This window comes from Nocardioides sp., from assembly GCF_964228225.1.
In the GTDB taxonomy this organism is placed as follows: Bacteria; Actinomycetota; Actinomycetes; order Propionibacteriales; family Nocardioidaceae; genus Nocardioides.
Genome location: NZ_CAXQZB010000034.1, coordinates 1 through 26,691, shown reverse-complemented (window position 1 = coordinate 26,691; position 26,691 = coordinate 1). Strand labels below are relative to the sequence as shown.

Below are 26,691 nucleotides of genomic sequence, written 5' to 3'. Positions count from 1 at the left end.
CACGAGGCGCTCACCGCTCGACGGTCCAGGTGGACGCGCCGGATCAGTAGTACCAGGGGTAGGGCGACCAGTCGGGCTCGCGCTTCTCGAGGAACTGGTCGCGGCCCTCCTGGGCCTCATCGGTCATGTAGGCCAGGCGGGTGGTCTCGCCGGCGAAGAGCTGCTGGCCGACCAGGCCGTCGTCGAGGAGGTTGAAGGAGTACTTCAGCATCCGCTGGGCGGTGGGGGACTTGCCGTTGATGATCCGGCCCCACTCCAGGGCGGTGGCCTCGAGCTCGGCGTGGGGGATGGCGCGGTTGGCGGCGCCCATGCGCACGGCGTCCTCGGCGGAGTACTCAGCACCGAGGAAGAAGATCTCGCGGGCGAACTTCTGGCCCACCTGGCGGGCGAGGTAGGCCGAGCCGTAGCCGCCGTCGAAGGAGCCGACGTCGGCGTCGGTCTGCTTGAAGCGGGCGTGCTCGGCGGAGGCCAGGGCGAGGTCGCAGGTGACGAACAGGGAGTGGCCGCCGCCGGCCGCCCAGCCGGGCACCACGCAGATGACGATCTTCGGCATGAACCGGATCAGCCGCTGGCACTCCAGGATGTGCAGGCGCGCGAGCTTGGCCTTGTCGATCGGGCTGGGCTCCTCGGCGCCGGTGTCGCCGGCCCCCGCGGCGACGTCCTCGTACTGGTAGCCGGCGCGGCCGCGGATGCGCTGGTCGCCGCCGGTGCAGAAGGAGCGCTTGCCGTTCTTGGGGCTCGGGCCGTTGCCGGTGAGCAGCACGCAGCCGACGTCGGCGGAGGTGCGGGCGTGCTCCAGGGTGCGCAGCAGCTCGTCGACCGTGTGGGGGCGGAAGGCGTTGAGCACGTCGGGCCGGTCGAAGGCGATCCGCACCGTGCCGTGCGCCCTCGCCCGGTGGTAGGTGAGGTCGGTCAGGTCCTCGAAGCCGGGGACGACGTCCCAGGCCTCGGGGTCGAAGGTCTCGGAGACTCCCTCGAGCGCGCTCATGGCCCGCAACCTACCGGGCGCCGGGAATCCCCCACCGCCCCCCGCCGTTGGACCGGACATGACCCTCACCGGTGAGTACGAGCCCAGCCCCAGCCAGTGGGTGCGCGACCAGGTCGCCGCCTATGAGGCCTCCGGCGGCCGCGAGGCCAACACCCTGCCGAACACCGACGACCCCATCGTCGTGATCACCTCGGTGGGCGCGAAGTCGGGCAAGCTGCGCAAGAACCCGGTCATGCGGGTGGAGAAGGACGGCGTCTACGTCGCCATCGCCTCCAAGGGCGGCGCCCCGGAGAACCCCGCCTGGTACGAGAACTTCGTGGCCCACCCCGTCGTCGACCTCCAGGACGGTCCCGAGCCCAAGCCCTACCGCGCCCGGATCGTCACCGGTGAGGAGCGGCAGCAGTGGTGGGACCTCGCCGTCGCCACCTGGTCCACCTACGCCGAGTACGCCACGAAGACCGACCGCGAGATCCCGGTGTTCGTCCTGGAGCCGATCAGCGACTGATCCGCCGGCGGTGACGGGCGTCACCCCGGGGCGCCCGGCTCGTTGAAGGGGCATGGCTGCCCCCCGATCGCTCACGCGCGCCCTGCTGCCCCTGGCCGCCGCCGTGCTCGCCGCCCCGCTGCTGGGCGGACTCACCGCGACGCCGGCGACCTCCGCCGCGCCGACTGGTCCGAGTGACCCGGCCTACACGGCACGGGACCTGCGCAACATCGCCGACGCCTACGCCCGCATCACCGACGGGCAGCTGGGCAACCCCGCCTACCTCCCCGCCCTAGCGCAGAAGATCGGCAAGCTGAGCACCGCGCAGCTGCTGGCCCAGGCCGCCACCCCGACCCGGCTGGCGATCACGCCGGGCAACCTGGTGCCCGGCTGGAACGCCGGCAACCCGCTGCGCGACGGCTGGGAGGGCACCCGCGGCGAGGTGCAGCCGGTGGCCTTCACCAACCGCTACGGCGCGCTGCTGCGCGGCAAGGTCTGGACGCCGCTGGCGGACGCACGCGACCCCTACACCGGCCAGCGGCTGCGCGCGCCCTACCCCGGCGTCGTCATCACCACCGGGTCGGTGCAGGGCTCGCAGGGCATGTACGAGTGGCTGGCCCAGGACCTCGCCGAGCGCGGGTACGTCGTGCTCACCTACGACGTGCAGGGCCAGGGCACCAGCGAGACCCTGCCCCACGTCGGCGGCCCCACCGACGCCGTGCCGTTCTGCAACCCGCTCGCCGCGCCGCTGCCCGAGGAGATGTTCGGCTGTGCGGGCGTGCCGTCGCAGCAGCTCGCGAACTTCACCGTCGGCACCCGCGACGCGCTCTCGTTCCTGCTCTCGACCCCGCGCCGCCCCTACGCCGGGCCCACCTCGAGCGACGCGCCCGTGCAGGAGTTCAACCCCGCCTGGAAGCTGCTCGACCGCCGGCCCGACCCGACGCCGAACGCCCCGGGCCGCACCACCCGCGTCGCGATCATCGGGCACTCCCTGGGGGCGGGCGCGGTGTCGCGCGTGCAGGCCACCGACCGTCGGGTGTCGACCGTGATCGCCCTCGACAAGCTGCAGTCGGAGGAGACCCGGCCGGTCGTGCCGGCGCTGGCCGTGCAGTCGGAGTACGGCTTCACCGTCTCGCCGTGGTTCCTCGCCGGCGGGTCCTCGCTGCGTCCGCAGCCCTCGCCCCAGGGCCCCGACCCGGCGCGGGAGCGCGCCACCGGCTTCGACGCCTGGCGCGCGCAGGGGGTGGACTCCCTGCTCGTCGTGCCGCGCGGCTCGACCCACCTGGAGTACACCGACATCCCGCTCGCGCTGCCGGCCAGCCGCTACGGCCAGGCGCTCACCAGCGTCTACATCCAGCGCTGGCTCGACCACTACCTGCGCGACGCCGCGGGCGTCCGGCCGCTGCTCGCCCGCTCGTTCCGCTACCTCGAGCCCGTCGGCGCGGGCCGCTGGGCGCCGGTGCGGCTGCGCCGCGACCCGCTGCTGAGCTTTTACCACTGCTCGGCCTACGCCCTCACCGACCAGCGCGGCACCCGTCGCACCGACGGCGACGTGACCGGCGTCGGCTGCCGGGACTGACCCGGAGCAGCCGGAACCCGGCCGGGACCCTAGCCGGCGCGGGAGATCGAGGAGGCCAGCCCGCACAGGTGGCCGAGCCGGGCGAGCTCGGAGTCGAGGAACTCCGGGCCGCCCCGGCGCGCCACGACGACGACGCTGTTGCCGTCCACGCGGGCCCCGGCGAACAGCGAGTCCTCGTCGCCGTCCTCGCCCAGCTCGAGCCGCTCGGGCCGCTCCAGCTCGAGGAACGGCAGGTCCGAGGGCGCCGCACCGGTGGCGTGCACGACGCCGGAGGCGCGGTGCACGCGGGCGGCCCAGTCGACCCGGAAGGTGACCGGCAGCAGGTCGACCAGCCGGTCCAGGGCGTGGGCGGGCTCGGCGGTGAGCTCCTCGACGGCCTCGAGGTCGAGCACCAGCCCGCCGGCGGCGTAGCGGCTGATCCACACCACGTTCACTCCGGGCAGCGCGGTGCAGGCCGAGAGGATGGAGTCGGGCATGACCCCGGGCGGGACCTCGAGAAGCACGTCGTCGAGCGCGGTGCCGTCGGCCCGCTTCTCGACGATCTCGATCGCCTCGATGTCGCCGCCGGCCTGACCGATGGCGGTCGCCAGCCGACCCAACGACCCGGGGACGTCGGGGAGCTCGACACGCATCAGGAACGGCACGCCCCGCACGGTACTCGCCCCGCGTTGCGGCCCGATGACGTTTCTCACCCCCGCGACGACGCCGCCGACATGGGAGAGGGGTCAGCGCCAGCGGGCGGCGATCCGGTCGCTCAGGCCGGTGGCGCGGTCGGCCGGGCGCTGCACGGCCGCACGCACCGCGGCCTCGGTGCCGACCAGACGCACCTGCTCCTCGGCCCGGGTGAGGGCGGTGTAGAGCAGCTCGCGGGAGAGCAGGCGCGACTCGGCGTCGGGCAGCAGCACGGTGACCACCCGCGCCTGGCTGCCCTGGCTCTTGTGGATGGTGAGGGCGTGGAGGGTGTCGACGGCCTCGACCCGGCTGGGGGCGAGGTCGCGGCGCGGCCCCGTTCCGCCGTCGAGCACGACCCGCAACCGTCCGTCGGGGCGCTGCGCGTCGCGCACGACGACGCCGGTCTCGCCGTTGTAGATCTCCAGGGTGTAGTCGTTGGCGGTCACGACCACGGGACGGCCGGCGTACCACGGCACGCCGGTGGCGGCCCCCAGCGCGAGCCCCTGCGACTCGGTGAGCCAGGCCTCGGTGCGGGCGTTCCAGTGGCGCACCCCGGCCGGGCCCTCCCGGTGGGCGCAGAGCAGCCGGTGGCCCTGCAGCAGCGCCAGCGCACGGTCACCGTCGCCGGCGAGGGCGGCGGCGCGGATCTGCTCGGCCACGGGCTGCAGCAGCGGCCGGAGCACGGCCTCGGGGGTGGCCGTGGGCAGCCACTGCACCTCCCCGCCCTGCCGGGCGTCGTCGGTGTCGACGGTGCCGGGCTCGACGGCGGCGGCCTCGAGCAGTTCCACGACGGCGTCGGCGTCGCCGGCCTGCACCGCGGCGGCCAGCGCCTGGATGCGGGCGGTGGAGCGGAAGTTGCGGGTGAGCGCGGCGACGACGGGGCGGGGCGCGGTGGCGAGGCCCTCGACGGCGTCGCCGAGCACGGCACCGGCTCCGACGGAGGTCAGCTGGTGCTCGTCGCCCACGAGGATCAGCCGGGTGTCGGGGCGCACCGCCTCCAGCAGCCGGCCCATCATCAGCAGGTCGACCATCGAGCACTCGTCGACCACCACGACGTCGTAGCCGAGCCGGTTGCCGCGGTGGTGGCGGAAGCGGGTGGCGGAGTCGGGCCGCCAGCCCAGCAGCCGGTGCAGGGTGAGTGCCTCGGGGGCGCCGACGCGCTCGCGGTCGGCGTCGGCCAGCCCCGCCCACTCCTCGGTGACGGCCTCCTGCAGCCGGGTGGCGGCCTTGCCGGTGGGGGCGGCGAGGGCCACGCGCAGGCGGCGGCCGTGGGTGGGCTCGACCTGGTCGGCGAGCACGACGAGCAGCCGGGCGATGGTGGTGGTCTTGCCGGTGCCGGGGCCACCGGTGAGGATCGTCAGCCAACTGCGGGCGGCACGCTCGATGGCCTCGGCCTGCTCGCTGCTGAGGTGGGCGTCGCCGACCCGCGCGAGGGTGGCGGCCAGCCGCTGCTCGTCCACCGGGGGCGGCGCGGCCTCGGCCCGGGCGGCGAGGTCGTCGGCCACCTGCTGCTCCAGGCGGTGGTAGCGGTCGAGGTAGACGGCGTCGCCCTCGACCCGCAGCACGCCCGCCGCGGCGAGGGCGGAGCCGGCCACCCGGGCCGCCCAACCCTGCGGCTCCGGCCACGGCAGCGGGAGGGCGGCGAGGTCGGGCGGGTCGTCGCCGTCGGCGAGGTCGCGCTCGATGCGGGAGGCGATGGTGGACAGGTCGACCTGCACCGAGCCCTGGCGCAGCGCCCGCACCGCGAGGGCGAGGGCGAGCACGGCGTCGGGCTCGGTCTCCTGGGCGAGCGCGGCGGCGCGGGCGGCGACGTGCACGTCGGCGACCTCGAGCTCGCCGTGGGCGGCGAGCCGCTCGGCGAGCGGGCCGAGGCCGGCGGCCGCACGCAGCGGGCGCCGCGGCGCGGGTGCGGGCAGGGTGGTCATCGGGCCTCCCCGGGAGCGCCGTCGAGCAGGTCGGAGACGGCCTCGAGCAGCGGCACCGGCGGCTGCCAGGTGAACACCCCGCACGGTCCGCCGTCGAGGGTGGGCGTCTCGGGGCCGCACAGACCGCGCAGGTAGAGGTAGGCGACGCCGCCGAGGTGCTGCGCGGGGTCGTAGCCCGGCAGCCGCCACCGCAGGAAGCGGTGCAGCACCACGGCGTAGAGCAGCGCCTGCAGCGGGTAGTCGGAGTGGGCCATCGCGGCGGCGAGCACCGCGGGACGGTAGTCGGCGGCGTGGGGCTCGGCGTCGCGCTCGCCGAGCCAGTTGGTCTTGTAGTCGACGACGAGGTAGCGGTCCTCGATGCGCGCCACGAGGTCGACCGAGCCGGTGAGGTAGCCGCGCAGCGGCTGGGCGGCCAGGGCGGGGTCGTCGAGCGTGTCGGCGTAGGCCCGCACCGGGTCGCCCTCGGGCAGGTGGGCGCGCAGCAGCGGGGCGAGGTCGCCCAGCCGTGCCGACCCGGAGCCGGCGCGGGCGTCGTCGCCGCCGGCCAGCGGCAGCTCGAAGTCCATCTCGCGGCGGCGGTCGCGCAGCGGGACCTGGCGCAGCGTCCGGCCGCCCCAGGAGGGGCCCAGCGGGGTGTCGTGGACGGCCATCAGCGCGTCGAGCAGGACGTCGTCGTCCAGCTCGACCGGCCACCAGACCCGCTGCTCGGCGAGGTGGGCGGCGAGCTCGGCGCGCAGGTCGCCGCCGTGGGCCGGGGCGTCGGGGTCGGCGTGCTCGAGCACCGCGTGCACCAGGGAGCCGAAGGTCGCACCCACCGGCAGGGTCGCCATCGGCGAGACCGGACCGCGCTCGGCCCCGCCGCCGAGACCGGCACCGGCCCCCGGCACCGGCTCCACGGCGTCGGGCTCGTCGGTCAGGCCGGGGTCCTCGACCTCGCTCAGGGCCGCGGCGGCGTCGGGCACGGCCGCGGCCGCAGGGTCGTGCGGGGCGGCGGCGGCGCTGAGCGCGGAGTAGGACGTGCGGCGCCAGTCCAGGTCGATGGCGCGCGCGAAGGACCGCGCCGCCAGCGGCGGGGTCGGGTCGGGCGCGGTGGGCGCGCCGAGCTCGGGGCGCTGCGCGGCCTCGGGCGCCGGTCCACCGCGGTCGCGCCAAGCGGCGAACAGCCCGACGACCTCGTCCTCGCGGGGCACGGGGGGCGCCTCGGGCACCAGCGGCGACCCGGCCTCGCGCATCAGCATCCGGTGCAGCGGCGAGTGCGGGGCGGTGGTGCTCGGCGCCCACCACGCCACGACCTGGCTGCGCGCGCGGGTGAGGGCGACGTAGAGCAGCCGCAGCCACTCCCCGGCGTCCTCGGCCATCGAGGCGGTGACGTGGGGGTCCCACTGCGGCCCGGAGCCGGTGACGTCGCGGCAGCGGCGGCCGTCCTGGTGGAACAGCGGCAGCCCCACCCGGTCGCGGTCGACCCAGCGGTCGGCCAACGCGGGCAGGTAGACGACGGGGTACTCCAGGCCCTTGCTGGCGTGGATGGTGACCAGCTGCACGGCGGCGGCGTCGGAGTCGAGACGACGGGTGCGCTCGGGGGCGCCCACGCGCGCGCTCTCACGGATCTGGGTGCGCAGCCACGCCACCAGCGCGACCGGCCCGAGCCGCTGGCCGCGGGCGCCTGGACCGCCGAGGGCGGCCTCGTGGAGCAGCTCGCCGAGGTGGCGCAGGTCGGTGAGCCGGCGCTCGCCGCCCACCTGCGCCAGCACCCGGGCGGGTAGGCCCTCGGCCAGCGCGGTCTCGAGCACGGCGGCGACGCCGCGCCGGGCGAGCAGCTCGGACCAGGCGCGCAGCTGCTCGCCGAGCCGGTCGGTGAGCTCCTCGCCGCCGGCGTCGAGCGCGACGGCGTCGAGGCCGAGGAAGGCCGTGAGGGCCGCGGCGCGCAGCCGGACGGCGCGGTGGGGCTGCTCCAGGGCCTCCAGCAGCGCGAGCCACTCCCGCGCCGCGGCCGTGCCGAACACCGAACCCCCGCCCGCGATGACGGCCGGCACGCCCACCTCCCGCAGCGCCTGCTGGGCGTCGGCGAGGTCGGCGTGGCGGTAGGCGATGACGGCGACGTCGGCGGGCCGCAGCGCGCGGCCGTCGTAGGTGGGCGCGGCGTCGAGCAGGCGGCGCACGTCGTGGGCGAGGTCGGCGGCGACGTGCTCGCGCACCCGCTTGATCGGGATCGAGCGCCCCGGCCCGAAGCCGAGGTCGCCGCGGCGCACGACCCGCAGCCGGAACGGGGCCGAGGCCGGCGCTCCGTGGAGCCGGGTGCCGTGGTGGGCCGCGACGGGGTGCACGACGATGCGCGGATCGCCGAGCTCGGCTCCGGCCAGCAGTCGGTGCACGGCCTCGTGGAGCGCGGTGTCGGCGCGCCAGCTGACGCCGAGGGTGCGCACCGTGGTGGCGGTGGCCGCCGCGGCGAGGTAGGTGTGCACGTCGCCGCCGCGGAAGGCGTAGATGGCCTGCTTGGGGTCGCCGATCAGCACCATCGCCGCCACCCCGGCGAAGGCCCGCTCCAGCACCTGCCACTGCACCGGGTCGGTGTCCTGGAACTCGTCGACCAGCACCACCCGCCACCGCTCGCGCATGCGCTCACGGGCCGGGGCGTCGTCGTCGGCGAGGGCGTCGGCGAGCTGGCTGAGCAGGTCGTCGTAGGACAGCCAGCCCAGCCCCCGCTTGCGGGCCGCCATCTCCTCGCGCACCTTGGCCGCGAACGCCACCCGGCGCGGCGCGCCCGGGCCGGGGCCCGGCTCCAGCGCGGCCTGGGGGTCGTCGACCACGACCTTCGCGATCTCGCGGGCCTCGGCGTAGGTGAACGCCGGCGGGTCGGTGCTGGGCGCGAAGGCGCGCAGGTAGAGGTCGTCCACCACCTCGGCGCGCAGCTGGTCGAGGTCGTCGACCAGGCGGGCCCCGGGGTCGCTGTCGCCGGCCACGCCGAGGGAGTCGAGCACGATCGCGCAGAACTGGTGGGTGGTGGCGATCGTGGCGCCGTCGAAGTCGGCGAGCGCCTGCGCCACCCGGGCCCGGCGCTCGGCGCGCACGGCGTCGTCGGCCTCGGCCACCAGCAGCGTGAGCAGCTCGGACGCGGCGACGTCGACCGCGGGATCGCCGGCCAGGGCGCGCTCGAGCTCGACGAGCTGGCCGCGCACCCGCTCGCGCAGCTCCTGGCTGGCCGCCCGACCGAAGGTGATGACGAGCATCTCCTCCAGACGCGCCCGGCCCTCGGCGACGTGGCGGGCCACGAGCGCCGCGATGGTCCAGGTCTTGCCGGTGCCGGCGCTGGCCTCCAGCAGCACCGTCTCGCCGGGAGCAGGCAGCGGGTCGCGGATGGAGAACGGGGTGCTCACAGCGGAGCCACCTGCTCGAGCGGGGCGAGGCGCTGGGCGTCCTCGAGCTCCGCCAGCCCGGGGTCGATGCCGCCGAGCAGCGGGGTCCAGAGCCGGCGGGCGAGGTCGGGCAGGCCGGCGTCGAGCAGCACCTCCAGGGGCGCGGCCTCGCCGAAGCAGCGCACGTGGGCGGCCTCGGCGTCCTCGCCCGGGATGGCGTCGGGACGACGCTCGGTGGTCCAGGCGCGGCGGGCGAGCTCGGCCGGGGTGACGTCGTCGCCGCGCTCGGCGCGCTGCAGCCCCTCGGCCCAGGCCGCGGCGGTGGCGACGGGCAGCGGGAGGGGACGCTGCAGGCCCTCCTCGCGCAGGTCGACCAGGTCGCGCAGCCAGCCCAGCGCGCGGTGGTCCAGCGGCCCGGCCAGGGCGCGGCGCGGCCCGGCACGCTCCCAGCCCACGGCGTGGGCGGTCCAGTGCTCGTCGGGGCGGGCGGCGCTGACGGCCAGCAGGTGCACCCAGCTGGTGAGCCGCTGCTTGGGCTTGAGGCGGGAGTAGCCCAGGGACACGATCCGGGCGCCGTGCACGCCGGGCACCGTGCCAACCACCCGGCGGCCGTCGCCGAGGTCGACGTCGACGTCGATCGAGCGCGCCGCCGGCACCCGCAGCTCGGCGGTGCGGTCGAGCAGCTGGCGCACCTTGCCGGCCACGCGGTCGAGGTCGCGGCGCCCGAGCTCGCCGGGCGGCAGGGTGCCGCGCAGGTGCTCGGCCGCGACGACGGCGCGCGGGTCGGCGCCCGCGAGCGCCTCGCGCAGCAGCCGGTCGCCCACCGCCCAGGCGGCCAGGGAGTCGAGCTCGACGGGCAGTCCGTCGAGCGGCTCGTCGGCGTCGAAGGAGGTGCCGACCCCCAGCCGCTCGCGCAGGAACGCGCGCACCGGCGCCACGACGAACGCCACCAGCTCGGCGACGCTGACGTCGGCGGGCGGCGCGGGCGGCAGGGGTGCGTCGACCAACGGCGGCACCGGGCGACGCTCGGCGACGCTCGCACGCGCCCCCTCCAGCGCGGCGCGGTCGAAGCTGAACGGCACGGGGTCGACGAAGTTGCGGGGGTCGTGGGCCTGCAGCGGGTGACGGCGCAGCACCCGGTCGCGCACGGGCGCGGCGGCGGTGCGATCGAGGGTGTCGAGCAGCTCGCCCAGCGGCACCGCCGGGGGTCGCGGCGCGCCGGTCTGCTCCCCCGCGCCGGCGTAGGTGAGCACGAGGTGCTCGCGCGTGGCCAGGATCGCGTCGAGCAGCAGCTGGCGGTCCTCGCTGCGCGGGTCGCGCTCGCCGGTGAGCGGGTCGCGGGCCAGGGCGTCGTCGCCGTGCACCACGCTGGCGCGCGGGAAGACGCCGTCGTCGAGCCCCACCAGGGCGACGACGCGGTGCGGCACCGAGCGCATCGGGACCATGGTGCAGACCGTGAGGGTGCCGGTGCGGAAGCTGGCGCGCGTGGGCCGCCCGATCAGCTGCTGGCGCAGCAGGGAGCGGACGTCGCTGTGGCGCAGCTGCGCCTGCGGGCCCGCGGTGGCGGCGATCCGGGCGAGCTCGCGCTCGAGCTGGGCCAGCTGCCAGGCGTCCTCGGCGGGGGGCTCGGCGAGACCGCGGACGGCGTCGGCGAGGGTGGTGGTCCAGTCGGCGGCGGTGCGGGCGGCCTCGAAGCCGCGGGCTGCGGCGTCGAGACGGTCGAGCAGCTCGGCGACGCGGCCCACGAGGTCGACCTCGGAGGTGCCGATGTCGTCCAGCGGCAGCCCCCGGCCGACGTGGGCGAGGTCGTCGCCGCTGAGCGCCACCCCGAGCAGGATGCGGTCCAGGCCGGCCCGCCACGTGCCCTGGGCGAAGCCGCCCATCGCGAAGCGCGTGCGGTGCTCGGCGTCCAGGCCCCAGCGCACCCCGGCGTCGGCCACCCAGCGGGCCAGCCGTTCGAGGTCGTCGTCGTCGAACTCGAACCGACGGCGCACGACGGGCTGGCCGGCGAGGTCGAGCACGTCGGAGGCCGTGGCGCGGCCGTGGGTGGTCTCGAGGAGCCGCGCGGCCAGCGCCAGCAGCGGGTTGGTGCCGGCCGGCGACCGGTCGGCCAGCCGCACCCGCAGCCGGTGACCCGGGTGCACCGGGTGGCGCGGGTGTCCGGGGGCGCCCGCCGGCTCGCCCCCCTCGGTCTCGGGCGCGAGGCCGAAGGCGGCGGCGAACAGCGGCGCGTAGGCCTCGATGTCGGGGCACATCACGAGCACGTCGCGGGGTTCGAGGGTGGGGTCGTCGTCGAGCAGGCCGAGCAGCACCTCGCGCAGCACCTCCACCTGCCGGGCCGCGCCGTGGCAGGCGTGCACCTGCACGGTGCGGTCGGCGTCGTGGAGCACGCGGGCGGCCCGCTCCTGCGACCCGGGCGCGGCGTTGGCGCGCAGGTCGTGCTGCAGCCAGCCGAGCAGGGTGCGGGGGGCTTCCTGGTCGGGAGCCTGGATCGGGTGGTCGAGGTGCGGCACGTCGAGGAGCCGGTGCAGCTCGCGAGCGTCGCGGCCGAGCGAGGCGAGCAGCGGGTGCCCGACGTGGGCGGCGGAGGTGTCGAGCCGTCGGGGCACGACACCGCGCAGCGTGGGATCGGTGCGGGCGGCGGCGGTGAGCGCCTCCCAGAGCGCGCCCGAGGGCTGGGGCAGCCAGAGGTGGACGTCGCGGTGCCCGCCCAGCGCGTCGAGCAGCCGGACGTCGCCGACCCCCAGCCGGGTGTGACCGAACAGCGAGAGCCGCGACGGCAGCGCGCCCGGCACCTCGCCGGTGCGCAGCGACTCGACGGCGTGCGTGAGGCGGAGGTCGGGAGAAGGGACGTCGGTGACGCCCGTCATGCGGGCCACCAGGGCCCGCCACAGCGGCGGCTGCCAGGCGAGGTCGGGCGGCAGCGGGCCGCCGCGGGCGTCGCCGTCGCCGCCCTCGCGCCAGTGGGTGGCGAGGTCGGGGCGCTGTACCGCCACGGAGGCGAGGTGTCCGGCGAGCCGGCGGGCCACCGCCCAGCGACGGTCGCGGCGGGCGTCGTCGCCCGGACGGGCGACCGGGCCGTGGCCCAGGTGCACCGCGAGCGGCCGGGCCCACGGCTCACCGCCGGCCGTGACGGCGTCGAGGGTGTCGAGCAGCGGCCACACCAGGCGGTCGGGCTCCCAGGGGTCCTCGGCGTCGCGCCCGAGCAGCAGCGAGACCAACGCGTGGGGTGTGAGCAGGTCGAGCCCGGCACAGACGCCGTCGCCGCCGCGGACGCCGACCCCGAGCCGGTGGCTCAGCCGCTGGGTGAGCCAGCGCTCGACCCCGCGCGCCGGGACGACGACGACCTCGGGCGCGAGCGGATCGCCGACGGGCTCGGCCAGCAGCGCGGCGAGTGCGTCGGCGAGCAGGTCGGTGCGAGGAGCCCGATGCAGGTGCAGCGCCATCGGGGCTCAGCGTAGGGGGGACCCCCGACACACCCAGAGGGACCCGACGACCCCGGCCGGCGTCGGCGGTCAGTGCTGGTGGGCGGCGGCGTCGGCCGCGACGATGTCGCGCTCGAGCTCGGCCACGGCCTCGGGCTTGCCGTGGAAGCGGCGGTAGGAGTAGACGACCAGACCGAGCGCGATCGCCGCCGACGCCGCGAGGGTGATGGCCGTGGCCGTGCCACCGGGCAGCCAGAGGCCGTCGGGCAGGCCGAGGTCGCTCCACCAGCCGGGCTGGGCGGGCTTGCGGAACCACAGCACGGCCATCGCGACCAGCCACACCACGCCCAGCAGCGAGAACACCACGCGCAGCTTGGTCTCGACCGACTCCGCGGCGCCCTTGAGCGCGCGGTACTGGATCGGGGCCAGCCGCCGCTCGGCCCACTCGTACTGCTGGGACAGCACCGCCAGGCCCGCGAACATCATCAGCAGGCCGGGACCGGGCAGCACGAGGGCCGCCACTCCCGCCACCAGCAGGCTCCAACCCACGACCTCGAGCACGATCCGGCGTGCGACGCCCTTCATGGGCACGAGCATCGCAGAGCGGTCAAGCCGAGGGGGTCACCCGCGGGCCGAGCATCGCGCCGTACTGCGCCACGTACGCCTCGCCCTCGGCGCTCAACCGGCCGTGCGCCCGTGCCACCTCGGCCCACCGCAGCGTCATCCGCGCGAAGCGCATCGGGTTGTAGACGTCCTCCTCGCGGGAGAACAGCCCGTCGCCGGCGTAGGTCATGATCGTCAGGTTCGACTCCTCGTGCCGCGACCCGTCGCCGGGGTCGGGCATCAGGTTGCGCACCTCGCACACCAGCCGCGCGGCGTCGGCGTCGACGACCTGCCAGGCCAGCGGGAACCCGGTCATCACCGACCCCGGGAAGCTGGTCATCGTCCGCACCGACCACGCCCGGATCTCCTCCCGACCCCGGAAGGTGCCGAAGGCGTGCTCGACGTAGGTGGCGTCGGGGGTGAAGTGCTCGGCGAACGGCGTCCAGTCCCCCGAGTCGGCGTAGCCCTGCACGCACCGGTGCATCGCGGCGTAGGCCTCGACGATCTCCTCGGTCCGGAACCCGCTGGTCGACATAGAACCTGTTCTACCCCACCTGCTCCCGGCCCCGCTACCGGTCGACCCGTGCCCCGGCGTCTCCCGTCGTCACAAGCAATCGGCACGCGTTTCGGTCGGAAACGCGTGCCGTTCGCTGGTGACGACGGGAGACGGTGACCGCGTCAGAAGCAGAGCAGGGGGATGCTGCAGCCTCCGCCGCCTCCCCCGCCGCCGTCGCCTCCGCCGGTGGAGGTGTCGGCGTCGACCAGGGCGGTGACGGTGCGGGCGAAGGAGGGCGCCAGGGTGCGGGAGCGGGTGGCGCTGAGGTGGAGGTCGTCCCACCAGGTGTAGATGGCGCCGATCTTGCCACGGCAGCCGTTGCCGTCGCAGAACGCGCCGTTGACGTTGATGGGGGCCCGGTTGCCGGCCAGCGGCTTCATCACCTTCAGCAGGTACTGCTGGGTGTCCTTCGCGGTCGGCAGGGCGGCGCGACGGCTCAGGGTGCAGGTGTAGGGGTTCTCGCGGCGGCACGCGGGCGCGTCGGCCGGGACGGTGGCGACCTGACCGACGACGTCGGTGGCGACACCACGGCGGGCCAGGGTCTTCATCAGCCGCGGCGTGCCCTTGACCATGGCCCGGGCCATCTCGCCGGTGTAGCTCTTGTCCTTGGCCCGCAGCGCGGCGCGGTAGCGCTGCCAGCTGCCGCCGAGGACGACGCGCAGCGCCTCCCCGGAGTCCTGGACCTGCTGCACGAAGTCGAGCGCGAGGGCGTTGCTGCGGTAGCAGCCGGGCGCGGCGTCGTCGACGCCGACGAGGTTGTCCATCGGCGGGCAGCCGCCCATGACGATCGCGACGAGGTTGACGTCGGCGTCCTCGACGGCCTTCTGCAGCGCGGGGATCATCATCCAGGCGTGGGAGTCGCCCCAGACCAGCAGCGTGGGCCGGTCGTCGCGGAAGCGCGTGATCTTGCAGACCGTCGGCTCCTGGGGGATGAGCTCCTTGGCCGAGGCGCAGCTCTTGGGCAGGCGCGTGTGGTCGTTCTGCGGCTTCACCGCGGCTCCGGCGCTGGCCGCGCGCGTCGCGCTGAGGCCGAGGAGGCCCGCGATGCACAGCAGGGTCAGCAGGATCGGGAGCGCACGGCGGACGGAGGGGAAGGTCGTCGAGTCCATGGTGGCGCCCATGCTACGACGGGGAGACCCCGCGGTCCCCTTCACGGCACCGTTCCGATCGGGTCGAGCCCGATCCGATGCCGGCCGGTCAGGCCCGGTCGGCGTAGGTGCTGGCCGCGGCGTGCACGGCGAGCAGGTACTCCTCGGAGCGGTTGTAGGACAGCACGCCACCGCTCCAGCCGGTGCCGGTGGTCAGGTCGCGGCCGTCGGCGCACAGGTAGCGGGCGGCGGCGAGGGCGGCGTCGTCGAGGTCGAAGGGGTCGGCGACGCCGTCGCCGTCGCCGTCGGCGCCCCACGACTCCCAGGTGCCGGTGAGGAACTGCATCGGGCCCAGCGCGTGGTCCCAGCGCGGGTCGCCGTGCAGGGCGGTGCCCTCGGGGGTGGCGGGGATCGCGGCCACCGGGCCGACGCCGTCGAGGGCGGGTCCGAGGATCGGGCTGGAGGAGCGGCCGTCGGCGAGCAGGGTGCGCTCAGCGATCGTGCCGTGGTGGGACTCGACCCAGCCGATGCCGGCCAGGGTGGTCCACCCCAGGCCGCAGCCGGCCGGGGCCTGCAGCTCGGCCCGGGCGTAGGCGCTCAGGGCGACCTCGGGGATGCCGGCCGCGCGGGCGGTGCGCGCGACCCAGCGCGGGTCGAGCTGCGGCACGGTGCTGTCGCGGCCGCCGCGCACGGGGCGGGCGACGGGCGCGGCCACCGCCGCCGGCGGGTCGGTGCGCGGGGTGAGGTCGACGACGGGCGGCTCGCGGTAGAGCATCTGCTGCAGGCAGAACGCGCCCACGCCGAGCACGGTGAGGACCAGCACGAACACCGCGCCGGCCACGACGGGCCGTCGGGTCATCTCAGGAGTAGTCGCGGATGCTCGGCGCGAAGAACCGCTTCAGCCGCCGCGAGATCGTGGCGCTGAGGTGGTTGTCGTCGAAGTAGTTCACGACGCCCTCGTTCTCGGCGAAGCAGACGTCGTCGGGGCACAGCGCCCGGGCGACGTCGATGTAGCGCGAGCCCGCGGGCAGGCCCTCCATCTGGTCGCGGAGCCAGGCGACGTTCTCGGCCTCGTCGATGATCGCGTCCGAGCGCGGCACGTCGCAGGAGAACGGCCGGGCGCGCGCCTCGCACAGCGGGGCGTTGCGCGGGATGATCGGCGTGGGGCCCACGACGTCGACCCGCACGCCGAGGTCCTTGAGGGCGTCGAAGAGCGCGGGCGAGCCGTTCTCGTAGTAGCCCGCCATCCGGCTGATGTAGTCGTCGGCCGCACGCTCGGGGTTGCGCTCCTGCATGAAGCCGACCGTGGGCGTGCCGCGGTAGGTCTCGACGCTGGCGGAGAGGATGACCAGCGGCGGGAACTTGCCGTCGGCCTTGCCGGTGACGAAGTCGAGCGCGGCGCGGTTGGAGCGGGCGCAGGCGATGTTGACGTCGTCGGGCGGCAGGAACGGCGGGCAGGCGCCCATCGTGAACGCCACGAGGTTGACGTCGCGGCGCCGCGCGGCGGCCTCGATCGCCGGGATGTACATCCAGGCGTGGGAGTCGCCCCACAGCACGATGGTGGAGCGGCCCGGCTCGTAGGGCACGAGGTCGCAGCGGCCGGGCTTGTCGGGGATCACGGCGTCGGGGCCGAGGCAGTCCGAGGGCATGGCCGGTACGTCGTTGAGCTGCTGGCTCACCGTCTGCCAGTGCGGGTCCTCCTGCTCGCTCTCGGCGAGGGCGAAGGCCCCGCCGGACAGGCCCGCGACGCACGACATGGCCACGACGCCGGAGATCATCACCCGACCCGACCCCCAGGTGGGGCGGGTGGAGGTGGAGCCCGAGCGCTTGTAGAACAGGCCCTCGATGAAGCGGTAGGAGAGGTAGGCGGTGCCGAGCGCGCCGAGGATCAGCAGCACGCGCACGTAGAGCGGCGGCGGGGCGAGGTTGACCGACTCGCCGATCACGAGGAACGGCCAGTGCCACAGGTACCAGCCGTAGGAGACCAGGCCGAGCCAGACCAGCAGCTTCATCGACAGGAAGCGGGTGGCGATCGTGGGGCCGCCGACCCCGGCCCACACCATCAGCACCGCGCCGAGGCAGGGCACCAGCGCCCAGTAGGAGGGGTAGCCGTCGGTGGGCATCGGCTTCCAGATGACCAGGGCGCACAGGGCGATGCCGGCCAGGCCGAGCACCTCGCGCAGGTCGTAGGCCAGGCGCACCTTGCGGGCCACCAGGGCGAGCGCGACGCCGAGCAGGAACTCGAAGGCCCGCGAGACGGCCATGTAGTAGGCGGCGTCAGGGTTGGAGGTCGACCACGCCAGGGCCACCAGCAGCGAGCCGACGGCGAGCGCGGCGGTGGCGAAGAGCATCATCCGCAGCACCGGCTGGCGCAGCAGCCTGGCCAGCCCCACGGCGAGCAGGATCAGGATCGGGAGCGAGAGGTAGAACTGCTCCTCCACCGACAGCGACCAGGTGTGCAGCAGCACGCCGGTGCCGGGCTGGTGGGCGAAGTAGTCGACGTCGTCGGCGTTCATGAAGAAGAAGTTCGACACGAAGCCGGCCGCGGCGGCTGCGGAACGGGCCGTCTGCTGTTGGGCGCCGGTGGGCGTGAGCAGGAAGTAGCTGACCGCCAGCACGACGATGAGCATCGTGGCCTTGGCGGGGATCAGTCGGCGGGCGCGTCGGGCGTAGAAGGCGCCCCAGCGGATGCCGCCGGTGGTCTGGTACTCGTGGATGAGCAGGCCCGTGATGACGTAGCCGGAGACGACGAAGAACAGGTCCAGGCCGATGTAGGCGCCCTCGAAGCCGGGGACCTTGGCGTGGAAGCCCATCACCATGATCGCCGCGGCACCGCGGATGCCGTCGATGTCGGGGCGGTACTCGCCCCGCGTCTGGGTGTGCGGCTTGGTGCCCGAGGCCGCCTTGGCGGCGTCCTGCTCGGCCCGGCCGCGCCGCCACCTGCCGAGCAGGCCGAGGCGCTCGGACGGGGCGTCGTGCTCGGCCGGGGACGGCGCGAGTGTCGACGTCATCAGCCACCTCCGTGCGTGTCGCGAGCTCTCCTCCCGGACCCGCGGGGAGACCCCCGGGTCCGGTCAACCCCCCAAGTATGCGGCCCCACCCGCGCAGGTGACGAAACCTGATCCCCTTCGGGACGTCGGTGAGTCGCGTCACGCCGTGGCGCCGGGCACTACGGTGAACGCTGTGCCCGCCCCCTCCACCCCGTACGGGTCCCGCCTGCTCGGCTCCGGTGAGCAGTCGGCGCGGCGGATGCGGGTGCGCGTGCAGCTGCTGCTCACCGTGCTGGTGATGGTGACCAACCTGCTGGGCGCGGTGATCGTGTTCGTGATCACCTCCTTCGTGATCCCGGCCCCCAGCCCGACCCGCGGCACCGTGGTGTCCCTGGCGATCGCGGTGCCGACCTACGTCGTGTTCGCCGTCGTGGTGGGCGGCACCGTCGGCACCACCCGCGCGCTGCGGGCTATGCAGTGGTGGACCCTGGGCCGGGAGCCCGGCCCGGTCGAGCGTGACGCGACGCTGCGGGTGCCCTGGCAGCTGACCCGGATGCAGGGACTGCTCTGGACGCTGGCGTTCCTGCTGTTCACCGGCCTGGCGGTGACGATCCAGCCCGAGCGGGCCCTGACGACGGGCGCCACCCTGCTGGTGGCGGGGGTGCTGGTCGGGGCGATCGCGCACCTGTTCGTGCAGTTCGCGCTGCGTCCGATCGCGGCCCGCGCGCTCACCGCCGCGCCGTTCACCGGCGCGCCCGGCACCGGTCGGGCCAGCCGACTGGGACGCCGGATGGTGCTCTACTGGCTGCTCGGCACGGCGGTGCCGGTGCTGGCCCTGATGATGACCGGGCTGCTGTCGCTGGCCGGGCGCGAGACCAGCGTGACCGAGCTGTCGGTGGTGATGCTCGTCGTCGGCGGCGTGGTGCTGATCTTCGGACTGTTCATCACGGTGCTGAACACCCGCGCCGTGGTGGCCCCGGTGGAGTCGGTGCGCGACGCCATGCGCGCGGTGGAGCGCGGGGACCTCGACCGGACGGTGGCGGTGTTCGACGCCACCGAGCTGGGTCAGCTGCAGGCCGGGTTCAACCAGATGGCGGCGGGCCTGCGCGAGCGCGAGCACCTGCGCGACCTGTTCGGCCGGCACGTGGGCCACGAGGTGGCCGCGGCGGCCGCCGCCGGGGCGGTGGAGCTGGGCGGGGAGGCACGGGTCGCCACCGTGCTGTTCGTGGACCTCGTCGGCTCGACCCGCTACGCCACCGAGCACGGCCCCACCGAGGTCGTGGGCGTGCTCAACCGCTTCTTCGGGGTCGTGGTCGACGAGATCGACGCCCAGGGCGGCCTGGTCAACAAGTTCATCGGCGACGCCGTCCTCGCGGTCTTCGGTGCTCCCGTCGATCGCCCCGACCACGCGCGGGCCGCCCTCGAGGCCGCCCGCCGGATGGCCGCCCGGCTGGCCGTGGAGGTGCCGGAGGTGGGGGCCGGCATCGGCGTCACCACCGGCGAGGTCGTGGCCGGCAACGTCGGCCACCGCAGCCGGTTCGAGTACACCGTGATCGGCGACGCCGTGAACAGCGCCTCCCGGCTCACCGACCTCGCCAAGCAGGTGCCGGGCCGGGTGCTGGTGGCTCGCGCGACCCTCGACGCCGCCGGTCCCGCCGAGGCCGCCCACTGGCGCCCCCACGACGACGTCGTGCTGCGCGGGCGCACCGCGCCCACCGCCACCGCCGTCCTCGCCTGAGGACCGGCCGCAGGACCGCTGCGATGATGGGCCCATGACCACGCCCCGCACCCCGGTCGAGACCGTGCGCACCTTCCTGCTGGCACTGCAGGACGCCGACACCGACGCGGCGCTCGCGCTGCTGGCGCCGGAGGCCTCGTGGGCCAACACCGGCCTGCCGACGCTGCGGGGCCGGCGCGCGCGGGGCGCGCTCCGGTCGATGGCCGAGCGCGGGGTGGGGTTCGAGGTCGTGATCCGCCACATCGCCGGCGACGGCGCGGTGGTGCTCACCGACCGCACCGACGTGCTGGTCCTGGGGCGGGTGCGCAGCACGTTCCGGGTGTGCGGCACCTTCGAGGTGCACGACGGGCTCATCACCCGCTGGGACGACCACTACTCCCCGCTGGGGCTGGCGTTCGCCACGTTGCGCGGCGCCGTCGCCGCCCTGCGCCCCTGAGGACGCCCCTGAGGACGGCCCTCGGCACGAGACGACCCCCGGCGCGTGTGCGCACCGGGGGTCGGGGTCGGGAGTCGCTGGGGGATCAGCCGAGAGCGGCCACCGCGGCGTCGTAGTCGGGCTCCTGGGCGATCTCGGGCACCAGCTGGCTGTGCACCACGGTGCCGTCGGCGTCGACGACGATCACGGCACGGGCCAGCAGGCCCTCGAACTTGCCCTCGGTGAGCAGCACGCCGTAGTCGGTGCCGAAGCTGGACTTGAAGCCGGAGGCCGCGACGACGTTCTCGATGCCCTCGGCGCCGCAGAAGCGGGCCTGGGCGAACGGGAGGTCCTGCGAGACGCACACGACGGTGGTGTTCTCGAGCCCGGCGGCGAGCTCGTTGAACCGCTTCACGCTCGCGGCGCACACACCGGTGTCGACGCTGGGGAAGATGTTCAGCACGGTGCGGGTGCCGGAGGCGAGGGAGACCTCGGCGAAGTCCGAGGCGGTCAGGGTGAACGCGGGCGCGGCGGAGCCGACGGCCGGCAGGTCGCCGACGGTGGAGACGGGGTTGCCGCCCAGAGCAGTAGTGGCCATGGCCCTGTTCTAGCAGGCCGCGGTCGGGGCGGGGTCCCCCGGTCGGGGACTGGATCAGGCGGTGCGGCGCGCCGGCTCCGGGGCGCCGCCGGGAGCGGTGGCCGGCGACGGGTCGGCGGTGTCCGAGGGGCCGGACGGGTCGGTGGGGTCGCTCGGGTCGGTGGGCACCACGTAGACGGCGATGCACTCGTCGTACTCGTCGTCGTCGGCCTTCGGGTCGTCGGCCCAGCCCTCGTCCTCACCCAGGGCGGTGCAGTACTCGGCCGCCTCCTCGGCGGTGAGCGAACCGGGCTCGGGCTCCTCGACGGCGCCAGGGCCGCCAGGGCCGCCGGAGTCGCCGCCGGGCGCGTCGGTGCCGTCGTCCTCACCGGTGCTGTCCTCGCCCCCCTGGTCGGAGGGGTCTCCGGGCTGCTCGGGGGCCGTCGGGTCGACGCTGGAGTCGTCGGTCCCCGTGGAGCCGCCGTGCCCGCCGGAGCCCCCGGAGCCATGGCCGCCGCCACCGGGGGTGGTGGCGCCGGGGTCGCCGGTCCACTTCTCGCCGCGCTCGTCGTCGTCCTGCGGCGTGAGGGCCTCGACGTCGTCGGCTCCGGGCAGGGGGTCGGGGTCGAGCACCGGGGTGACCGCGCCGGCGAGGGTGGTGGTGGAGGGCAGGGTCAGGCCGGGGTCGGCGAGGTAGCCCTCGTAGAGGCCGATCACCGTGTCGGCGTAGGTGCCCGAGGGGTTGTAGCGCAGCAGCGCGCCCCGCAGCCCCGGGGCGTCGGCGAGGCTGTCGGGACCGGAGCAGAGGTACACACCGGCCGCCAGCGCGGCGTCGTCGAGGTCCTGGGGGTCGCGGACGCCGTCGTCGTCGCCGTCGACGCCGACCTGGGCCCAGGTGGCGGGCAGGAACTGCATCGGGCCGACGGCCCGGTCGTAGACCGTGTCGCCGTCGAGCTCCCCGGCGTCGGTGTCGGTGATGCGGGCGACGTCGCCGCGGCCGGTGAGGCGCGGGCCGAGGATGGCGGGCGTGGCCCGGCCGTCGGCACCGAGCACCGAACCGCCGGCCTGACCGTGGTCGGACTCGACGCGGCCGACGGCGGCCAGCATCTGCCAGCGCAGCCGGCAGGACGCGTCGGCCGAGCGCATCACGGTCTCGGCGCGCTGGTAGGCCGCGAGCGCCGCGGCGGGGATGTCGGCCACGGTGCGGCCGCCGAACACGGCCGAGACACTGCCGTCGCCGGCGATGGCGGCCATCGGGGCGATCGAGGTCGGGATCAGCGGGGTGCTCGTGGCCGGGGCCGGCAGCGCGGGGGTGGCGCCGGGCACGGGCAGCCCGCTGGCCACCGGCAGCACGGTGGGGTCGGCCATCAGCTGGCAGGTCCACGCCCCGGAGAGGAGGGCGAGCGGAGCCAGGGTGGCGGCGCGACGGGCACGGGCGGCGGGGAGGGTCACGAGATGCGGGCTTTCGCGGACGGCGGTCGGGTGAACTCGCACGAGTGTGACACCACGGGCGGGCCCACACGGACGAATCTCATGTTACTTACACTACTTTGTCTGAATTTCCGGCGACGGGGAGGTGGCCGGCAGGTGACGCCGCCGCTCCCCCACGGGGTATCGACCCGGCGTGGGGGTCAACCTACTAGCGACCGCCCACCGCGGAGAAGGCCTTCGTGCCGAGCGCCAGCTTCAGCCCGGGGATGCCGGAGTTCTTCTGGGCGAAGTTCAGGGCCCGGGACAGGTCGCTGACGCCGTTGGACAGGGGCAGCGGGGCAAGGGCGAGGGTCGAGAGCACGCCGACCGCGCGGCCGCCGTTGCTCAGGAAGCCGGAGCCGGAGTCGCCGGGCACGCCCGGGGTGAGGGTGTAGACGGAGTGGGTCCAGCCGCCGGCCTCGTCGCCCAGGCTGAGGCCGAACTTCGGCGAGAGCAGCGACACCCCGCCGCGCAGGCTGGAGTTGCCGTAGGAGAAGACGGTGTCGCCCGCACCCGTGCCGTCGGTGTCGATCGCCGTGGGCCCGCCGAAGAACGGGACGCTGGGGTTGACCTTGCCGAGGTCCTTGCGGTCGACCTTCACCAGGGCGAGGTCGTTGTAGGCGCACGCCGCGGCGTCGGTGGTGCCGATGCGCTGCATCGTGGCCCAGGAGCTGTAGGCCAGCGTGCCGGTGCCGAGGCGGGTGCCGTCGGCCAGCGTGCTGCCGCCCTCGGCGAAGACCACCTTGGTGCCCAGGGGGAGCGACTTGGTGGTGCAGCCGTCGGTGTCGGTGGCCGCACCCGTGCCGGCGCAGTGCGCGGCGTAGCCGAGGTAGACCGCGCCCTCGGCGTCGGTGAAGACGAAGTTGGTGGTGCACTGGGCGCCCGCGGTGTAGGCCTGGATGCCCGGGGTGAGGGTGGCCCGGCCCACCGGCGCGAAGGAGGTGACGCGCTGACCGCGCGCGGACTGGGTGGCGGCCTTGGCGCCGGCCGTGGAGGCGACGGTGTCGGACCCCGGGCGGGCCGGGGCGGCGGTGGCGCCCCCGGTGGGCAGCAGCAGCGCCCCGGTGAGCACCGCGGCACCGGCGGCTCCCACGAGGCCGGCGGCGGACAGGCGTGCGGACTTCGACATCTTCGGTTTCCCTCCCTCGACGGACACGGGCACAACGATCCTGACTCATGGCTGGTTACGCGCGTCACACCACGGGGGTGGTGAACAGACGATGACGGATCGGCGCACGCCCGGCGGGAGGGTCGACACGGGCGCTCCACGGGCGTTGGGTGGACGGCATGGCTGCTCCCGAGTTCGACCACCCGACGTCCGCGGACCTGGTCGCGCGCTACACGGCGGTGCGCGCCCACACCGAGCGGCTCGCGCAGCCGCTCTCCCCGGAGGACCAGACGGTGCAGTCGATGCCCGACGTCTCCCCCACCAAGTGGCACCGCGCGCACGTGACGTGGTTCTTCGAGACCTTCGTGCTGGCCGACGCCGAGCCCGAGCACGGTCCGTTCCAGGACACCTACTGGTTCCTGTTCAACAGCTACTACGAGTCCCTCGGCCCGCGGTACGCCCGGCCCGACCGCGGGCTGATCACGCGGCCCGGCGCCCACGAGGTGGGCGAGTACCGCCGTCACGTCGACACCCGGATGGTCGAGCTGATCGACCGGCTCGGCCGTGACGACGAGGGGGCGCTGGTCAAGCTGCTCCCCACCCTGGAGCTGGGCTTCCACCACGAGCAGCAGCACCAGGAGCTGCTGCTCATGGACATCAAGCACGTGCTCTCCCGCAACCCGCTGCGCCCGGTGTACGTCCCGGCGCCCGCCCCGGGCGACGCCGCCCCGGGCGGGCCGGGGCCGATCCGCTGGGTCGAGGTCGACGGCGGGCTGGTCGAGGTCGGCCACGCGAGCGGAGGGCCCGGCTTCGCCTTCGACAACGAGTCGCCCCGCCACCGGGCCTGGCTGGAGCCCTACCGGCTCGCCGACCGGCTGGTCACCAACGGCGAGTGGGCGGCGTTCATGGCCGACGGCGGGTACGAGCGCCACGAGCTGTGGCTCTCCGAGGGCTGGGCGCGGGTGCGCGGCGAGGGCTGGCGCGCGCCGCTGTACTGGAGCGAGGCCGACGGGCCCGGCAGCCCGTGGCTCGAGCACACGCTCCACGGCACCGCACCGGTCGACCCCGACGCCCCGGTGGCGCACGTGAGCTACTACGAGGCCGACGCCTACGCCACCTGGGCCGGCAAGCGGCTGCCGAGGGAGGCGGAGTGGGAGCACGCCGTGGCGCTCGCCGGACCCTCCGGACCCTCCGGGCCGGGGGCGGCGCCGGGGCCGGACGGCCCCGTGCTGTTCCACCCCCGGGCGGCCGCCGACGCCGGTGGGCAGGGTGGGCAGGGCGGGCTGCGGCAGCTGCACGACGCCTGCTGGCAGTGGACCTCCTCGGCGTACCACCCCTATCCCGGCTTCACCCCGCCACCGGGCGCGATCGGGGAGTACAACGGCAAGTTCATGTCCGATCAGATGGTGCTGCGCGGCGGTTGCGCGCTCACCCCGCCCGGACACGCGCGCACCACCTACCGCAACTTCTTCCCCCACCACGCCCGCTGGGCGCTCACCGGCGTCCGCCTCGCCGACGGCGGGGTGCCGGCATGAGCGGCGCGCGCGAGGACGGCGTCGGACGCGCCCGGGTGTCGGTGCTCCTCGACGCCGACTGGGCCGCGGGCTCGCTGGTGGCCGACGTGCGGCGCGGGCTGGGGTCGGCCCCGCTGCGGCTGCCCCCGAAGTGGCTCTACGACGACGTCGGCAGCGACCTGTTCGACCAGATCACGCGGCTGCCGGAGTACTACCCCACCGAGGCCGAGCGGGCGATCCTCACCGACCGGGCGGCCGAGATCGTGACCGCCAGCGGCGCCACCACCGTCGTCGAGCTCGGCAGCGGCACCAGCGACAAGACCCGCACCCTGCTCGACGCCTTCGCCGCGGCCGACCGGCTCGCGCGGTTCGTGCCGATCGACGTGTCCGAGGGCACGCTGCGTGCGGCCGCGGAGGAGCTGTGCGCCCGCTACCCGCGGGCCCGGGTCGAGGCGATCGTCGGCGACTTCACCCTCCACCTGGGGCAGCTGCCGCCCAACGACCCCGGGGCCCAGCGGCTGGTGGCGTTCCTGGGCGGCACGATCGGCAACTTCTACGTCGAGGAGCGCGCGGCGTTCCTCGGCGCGCTGGCCGACTCCCTCGACGCCGGCGACACCCTGCTGCTCGGCACCGACCTGGTGAAGGACGCCGACCGGCTGGTGGCGGCCTACCACGATCCGGGCGGGGTGACCGACCGGTTCGTGCGCAACAGCCTGGCGGTGCTGAACCGCGAGCTCGGGGCCGACTTCGATACCGGCGCCTTCGCCTACATCCCCTTCTGGGACCCGCACCTGGAGCGGATGGACCTGCGGCTGCGGGCCGAGTCGCCCCAGCGGGTGCGGATCCCCGGCGCCGGGCTGGACCTCGAGCTGGCCGTGGGTGAGGAGATCCAGGTGGAGATCTCCGCCAAGTTCCGGCTGCCCGGCATCGCCGGCGAGCTCGCGGCGGCGGGCTTCGACGTCGTCACGTCCTGGACCGACGCCGGCCACGACTACGCCCTCACCCTCGCCCGGCGCCGCTAGCCTCGCTTCCCGTGGACACCGCACCGGGCACGGCGATCGGCACGGCGATCGGCACGGCGATCGGCATCGACATCGGCGGGTCGGGCGTGAAGGGAGCGGTCGTCGACGTCGCCACCGGGGCGTTCGTCTCCGCGCGGGTGCGGGTGCCCACGCCGGAGCTCTCGACGCCGGACGCCGTGGCCGCCGTCGTCGCGGAGGTGGTCGCCGGCCTGCTCGGGGCGCCGGGGCCGGCCTCGCTGCCGATGGGGGTGACGGTGCCCGGCGTGGTGCGACGCGGCGTGGTGCACAGTGCGGCGAACATCGACGCCGCCTGGGTGGGCGCCGACGCCGCGGCCCTGTTCGCGCCGCTCACCTCCGGACCCGTGGCGGTGCTCAACGACGCCGACGCCGCCGGACTGGCCGAGGAGCGCTACGGCGCGGCGCGGGGCGTGCCGGGGGTGGTGCTGGTGACGACGCTCGGCACCGGCATCGGGTCGGCGCTGCTGCACGACGGCCGGCTGGTGCCCAACGTCGAGCTCGGGCACCTCGAGATCGGCGGCCGGGTGGCCGAGCAGTGGGCCGGCGACCGGGCCCGGACCCGCGAGGACCTGGACTTCGCGACCTGGGCGGAGCGGCTCAGCGTCTACTACGGGCACGTGTGCCGCCTGGTCTCCCCCGACCTGATCGTCGTGGGGGGCGGGGTGAGCAAGCACGCCGACCGCTTCCTGCCGCTGCTCGACCCCGCGGTGGTGACGGCGCCGGTCGTGCCGGCCGGGCTGCGCAACCGGGCCGGGATCGTGGGGGCGGCCGCGCTGGCGGCCCGATGAGCGGCGACGGCGTCGTCGGCGGGCCGGCCGAGGAGTGTGCCGAGGCGTGGGTGCGGGGCTGGGCCCGCTGCCGGGGCGTCGAGGCGCGGGCCCGGGGCGAGGGCTGGCAGGTGCTGGTCCACGGGGCGGCGCGCGAGGTCGAGCTGGTGCTGGCCGCGCCGTCGGCGGCGCTCGCGCAGCGGGAACTCGCCGCGCTCCCCGGGCTCCCGATCCGGACCTGGCTGACGCTCCTCGACCCGCCCCCGGGGCTCCGTCCGGTGTCCGGCACGGTGCTGCGCGAGGACGGCGAGGTGCTGCAGCACCTGCCCACCCTGCCGGCCACCGCTCCCGACGTGCGGGTGTCGCTGCACCCGGAGGGCGACGACGTCGTCGCCGCGC

At 75.4% G+C, this 26,691-nt stretch carries 21 protein-coding genes; 8 read left to right on the top strand and 13 right to left on the bottom strand.

Annotated elements, in window-relative coordinates; genetic code table 11:
* Positions 1-43: 43 nt before the first annotated feature.
* Positions 44-988 carry a 1,4-dihydroxy-2-naphthoyl-CoA synthase gene (locus ACERUJ_RS07870; protein WP_370247950.1) on the bottom strand — a complete coding sequence of 315 codons (945 nt, stop codon included), beginning with the start codon at positions 986-988 and terminating at the stop codon, positions 44-46.
* A gap of 58 nt (positions 989-1,046) precedes the next feature.
* Between ACERUJ_RS07870 and ACERUJ_RS07865 the strand changes: the two genes are divergently transcribed.
* Together ACERUJ_RS07865 and ACERUJ_RS07860 are read left to right on the top strand one after the other, a co-directional pair.
* A complete protein-coding gene (locus ACERUJ_RS07865) occupies positions 1,047-1,493 on the top strand; it encodes a nitroreductase family deazaflavin-dependent oxidoreductase (protein ID WP_370247949.1) in 447 nt (148 codons plus the stop codon).
* Between the two features lie 52 nt (positions 1,494-1,545).
* A complete protein-coding gene (locus ACERUJ_RS07860) occupies positions 1,546-3,051 on the top strand; it encodes an alpha/beta hydrolase (RefSeq protein WP_370247948.1) in 1,506 nt (501 codons plus the stop codon).
* 29 nt (positions 3,052-3,080) lie between these two features.
* Here the strand turns inward: ACERUJ_RS07860 and ACERUJ_RS07855 are convergent, their stop codons facing one another.
* The 9 genes from ACERUJ_RS07855 to ACERUJ_RS07815 form a co-directional block, all read right to left on the bottom strand.
* The gene (locus tag ACERUJ_RS07855; RefSeq protein ID WP_370247947.1) at positions 3,081-3,695 is read right to left on the bottom strand and encodes an amino acid-binding protein; all 615 of its coding nucleotides are present in this window, start codon (positions 3,693-3,695) and stop codon (positions 3,081-3,083) included.
* An 81-nt stretch (positions 3,696-3,776) separates the two neighbouring features.
* Positions 3,777-5,648 carry an exodeoxyribonuclease V subunit alpha gene (recD, locus tag ACERUJ_RS07850; RefSeq protein WP_370247946.1) on the bottom strand — a complete coding sequence of 624 codons (1,872 nt, stop codon included), beginning with the start codon at positions 5,646-5,648 and terminating at the stop codon, positions 3,777-3,779.
* A complete protein-coding gene (locus tag ACERUJ_RS07845; RefSeq protein ID WP_370247945.1) occupies positions 5,645-9,022 on the bottom strand; it encodes a UvrD-helicase domain-containing protein in 3,378 nt (1,125 codons plus the stop codon). Before ACERUJ_RS07845 ends, recD begins: the two co-directional genes overlap by 4 nt.
* A complete protein-coding gene (gene recC, locus ACERUJ_RS07840; RefSeq protein WP_370247944.1) occupies positions 9,019-12,447 on the bottom strand; it encodes an exodeoxyribonuclease V subunit gamma in 3,429 nt (1,142 codons plus the stop codon). The genes ACERUJ_RS07845 and recC overlap by 4 nt, the downstream gene beginning before the upstream one ends.
* A 69-nt stretch (positions 12,448-12,516) precedes the next feature.
* Positions 12,517-13,011, bottom strand: a complete 495-nt coding sequence (locus tag ACERUJ_RS07835; protein WP_370247943.1) for a PGPGW domain-containing protein — start codon at positions 13,009-13,011, stop codon at positions 12,517-12,519.
* A 22-nt stretch (positions 13,012-13,033) separates the two neighbouring features.
* The gene (locus ACERUJ_RS07830) at positions 13,034-13,564 is read right to left on the bottom strand and encodes a nuclear transport factor 2 family protein (RefSeq protein ID WP_370247942.1); all 531 of its coding nucleotides are present in this window, start codon (positions 13,562-13,564) and stop codon (positions 13,034-13,036) included.
* 143 nt (positions 13,565-13,707) lie between these two features.
* Entirely contained in the window at positions 13,708-14,694 is a 987-nt protein-coding gene (locus ACERUJ_RS07825; protein WP_370247941.1) for an SGNH hydrolase domain-containing protein, read from the bottom strand.
* Between the two features lie 88 nt (positions 14,695-14,782).
* Positions 14,783-15,532, bottom strand: coding sequence for a lytic murein transglycosylase (locus ACERUJ_RS07820; RefSeq protein WP_370247940.1), 750 nt, complete (start codon positions 15,530-15,532; stop codon positions 14,783-14,785).
* A gap of 1 nt (position 15,533) precedes the next feature.
* A complete protein-coding gene (locus tag ACERUJ_RS07815) occupies positions 15,534-17,684 on the bottom strand; it encodes an acyltransferase family protein (RefSeq protein WP_370247939.1) in 2,151 nt (716 codons plus the stop codon).
* Between the two features lie 172 nt (positions 17,685-17,856).
* On the opposite strand from ACERUJ_RS07815, the gene ACERUJ_RS07810 reads away from it, so the two are divergent.
* Both ACERUJ_RS07810 and ACERUJ_RS07805 read left to right on the top strand, forming a co-directional pair.
* Positions 17,857-19,401 (top strand): adenylate/guanylate cyclase domain-containing protein, encoded by a 1,545-nt coding sequence (locus ACERUJ_RS07810; protein ID WP_370247938.1) that lies wholly within the window; start codon positions 17,857-17,859, stop codon positions 19,399-19,401.
* A 34-nt stretch (positions 19,402-19,435) separates the two neighbouring features.
* Positions 19,436-19,837, top strand: coding sequence for a limonene-1,2-epoxide hydrolase family protein (locus ACERUJ_RS07805; protein WP_370247937.1), 402 nt, complete (start codon positions 19,436-19,438; stop codon positions 19,835-19,837).
* A gap of 85 nt (positions 19,838-19,922) precedes the next feature.
* On the opposite strand, the gene tpx is transcribed toward ACERUJ_RS07805, so the two are convergent.
* The 3 genes from tpx to ACERUJ_RS07790 all read right to left on the bottom strand — a co-directional run bounded on the left by tpx (position 19,923) and on the right by ACERUJ_RS07790 (position 22,992).
* A complete protein-coding gene (tpx, locus tag ACERUJ_RS07800) occupies positions 19,923-20,414 on the bottom strand; it encodes a thiol peroxidase (RefSeq protein WP_370247936.1) in 492 nt (163 codons plus the stop codon).
* A gap of 54 nt (positions 20,415-20,468) precedes the next feature.
* A complete protein-coding gene (locus ACERUJ_RS07795; protein WP_370247935.1) occupies positions 20,469-21,845 on the bottom strand; it encodes a lytic murein transglycosylase in 1,377 nt (458 codons plus the stop codon).
* Between the two features lie 187 nt (positions 21,846-22,032).
* Positions 22,033-22,992, bottom strand: a complete 960-nt coding sequence (locus ACERUJ_RS07790) for a hypothetical protein (protein WP_370247934.1) — start codon at positions 22,990-22,992, stop codon at positions 22,033-22,035.
* Between the two features lie 158 nt (positions 22,993-23,150).
* On the opposite strand from ACERUJ_RS07790, the gene egtB reads away from it, so the two are divergent.
* The 4 genes from egtB to ACERUJ_RS07770 form a co-directional block, all read left to right on the top strand.
* Positions 23,151-24,506, top strand: a complete 1,356-nt coding sequence (egtB, locus tag ACERUJ_RS07785) for an ergothioneine biosynthesis protein EgtB (RefSeq protein ID WP_370247933.1) — start codon at positions 23,151-23,153, stop codon at positions 24,504-24,506.
* Positions 24,503-25,507, top strand: a complete 1,005-nt coding sequence (gene egtD / locus ACERUJ_RS07780; RefSeq protein ID WP_370247932.1) for an L-histidine N(alpha)-methyltransferase — start codon at positions 24,503-24,505, stop codon at positions 25,505-25,507. The genes egtB and egtD overlap by 4 nt, the downstream gene beginning before the upstream one ends.
* Before the next feature lie 11 nt (positions 25,508-25,518).
* The gene (gene ppgK / locus ACERUJ_RS07775; RefSeq protein WP_370247931.1) at positions 25,519-26,313 is read left to right on the top strand and encodes a polyphosphate--glucose phosphotransferase; all 795 of its coding nucleotides are present in this window, start codon (positions 25,519-25,521) and stop codon (positions 26,311-26,313) included.
* The coding region (locus tag ACERUJ_RS07770; RefSeq protein WP_370247930.1) for a hypothetical protein at positions 26,310-26,691 on the top strand (382 nt) is incomplete at its 3' end. The genes ppgK and ACERUJ_RS07770, both read left to right, overlap by 4 nt.

Coding starts and splice junctions, on each gene's coding strand:
- ACERUJ_RS07870 (WP_370247950.1), bottom strand. CDS start 988: ATGAGCGCGCTCGAGGGAGTCTCCGAGACCTTCGACCCCGAGGCCTGG.
- ACERUJ_RS07865 (WP_370247949.1), top strand. CDS start 1,047: ATGACCCTCACCGGTGAGTACGAGCCCAGCCCCAGCCAGTGGGTGCGC.
- ACERUJ_RS07860 (WP_370247948.1), top strand. CDS start 1,546: ATGGCTGCCCCCCGATCGCTCACGCGCGCCCTGCTGCCCCTGGCCGCC.
- recD (WP_370247946.1), bottom strand. CDS start 5,648: ATGACCACCCTGCCCGCACCCGCGCCGCGGCGCCCGCTGCGTGCGGCC.
- recC (WP_370247944.1), bottom strand. CDS start 12,447: ATGGCGCTGCACCTGCATCGGGCTCCTCGCACCGACCTGCTCGCCGAC.
- ACERUJ_RS07835 (WP_370247943.1), bottom strand. CDS start 13,011: ATGAAGGGCGTCGCACGCCGGATCGTGCTCGAGGTCGTGGGTTGGAGC.
- ACERUJ_RS07830 (WP_370247942.1), bottom strand. CDS start 13,564: ATGTCGACCAGCGGGTTCCGGACCGAGGAGATCGTCGAGGCCTACGCC.
- ACERUJ_RS07825 (WP_370247941.1), bottom strand. CDS start 14,694: ATGGACTCGACGACCTTCCCCTCCGTCCGCCGTGCGCTCCCGATCCTG.
- ACERUJ_RS07820 (WP_370247940.1), bottom strand. CDS start 15,532: ATGACCCGACGGCCCGTCGTGGCCGGCGCGGTGTTCGTGCTGGTCCTC.
- ACERUJ_RS07815 (WP_370247939.1), bottom strand. CDS start 17,684: ATGACGTCGACACTCGCGCCGTCCCCGGCCGAGCACGACGCCCCGTCC.
- ACERUJ_RS07805 (WP_370247937.1), top strand. CDS start 19,436: ATGACCACGCCCCGCACCCCGGTCGAGACCGTGCGCACCTTCCTGCTG.
- tpx (WP_370247936.1), bottom strand. CDS start 20,414: ATGGCCACTACTGCTCTGGGCGGCAACCCCGTCTCCACCGTCGGCGAC.
- ACERUJ_RS07790 (WP_370247934.1), bottom strand. CDS start 22,992: ATGTCGAAGTCCGCACGCCTGTCCGCCGCCGGCCTCGTGGGAGCCGCC.
- egtB (WP_370247933.1), top strand. CDS start 23,151: ATGGCTGCTCCCGAGTTCGACCACCCGACGTCCGCGGACCTGGTCGCG.
- egtD (WP_370247932.1), top strand. CDS start 24,503: ATGAGCGGCGCGCGCGAGGACGGCGTCGGACGCGCCCGGGTGTCGGTG.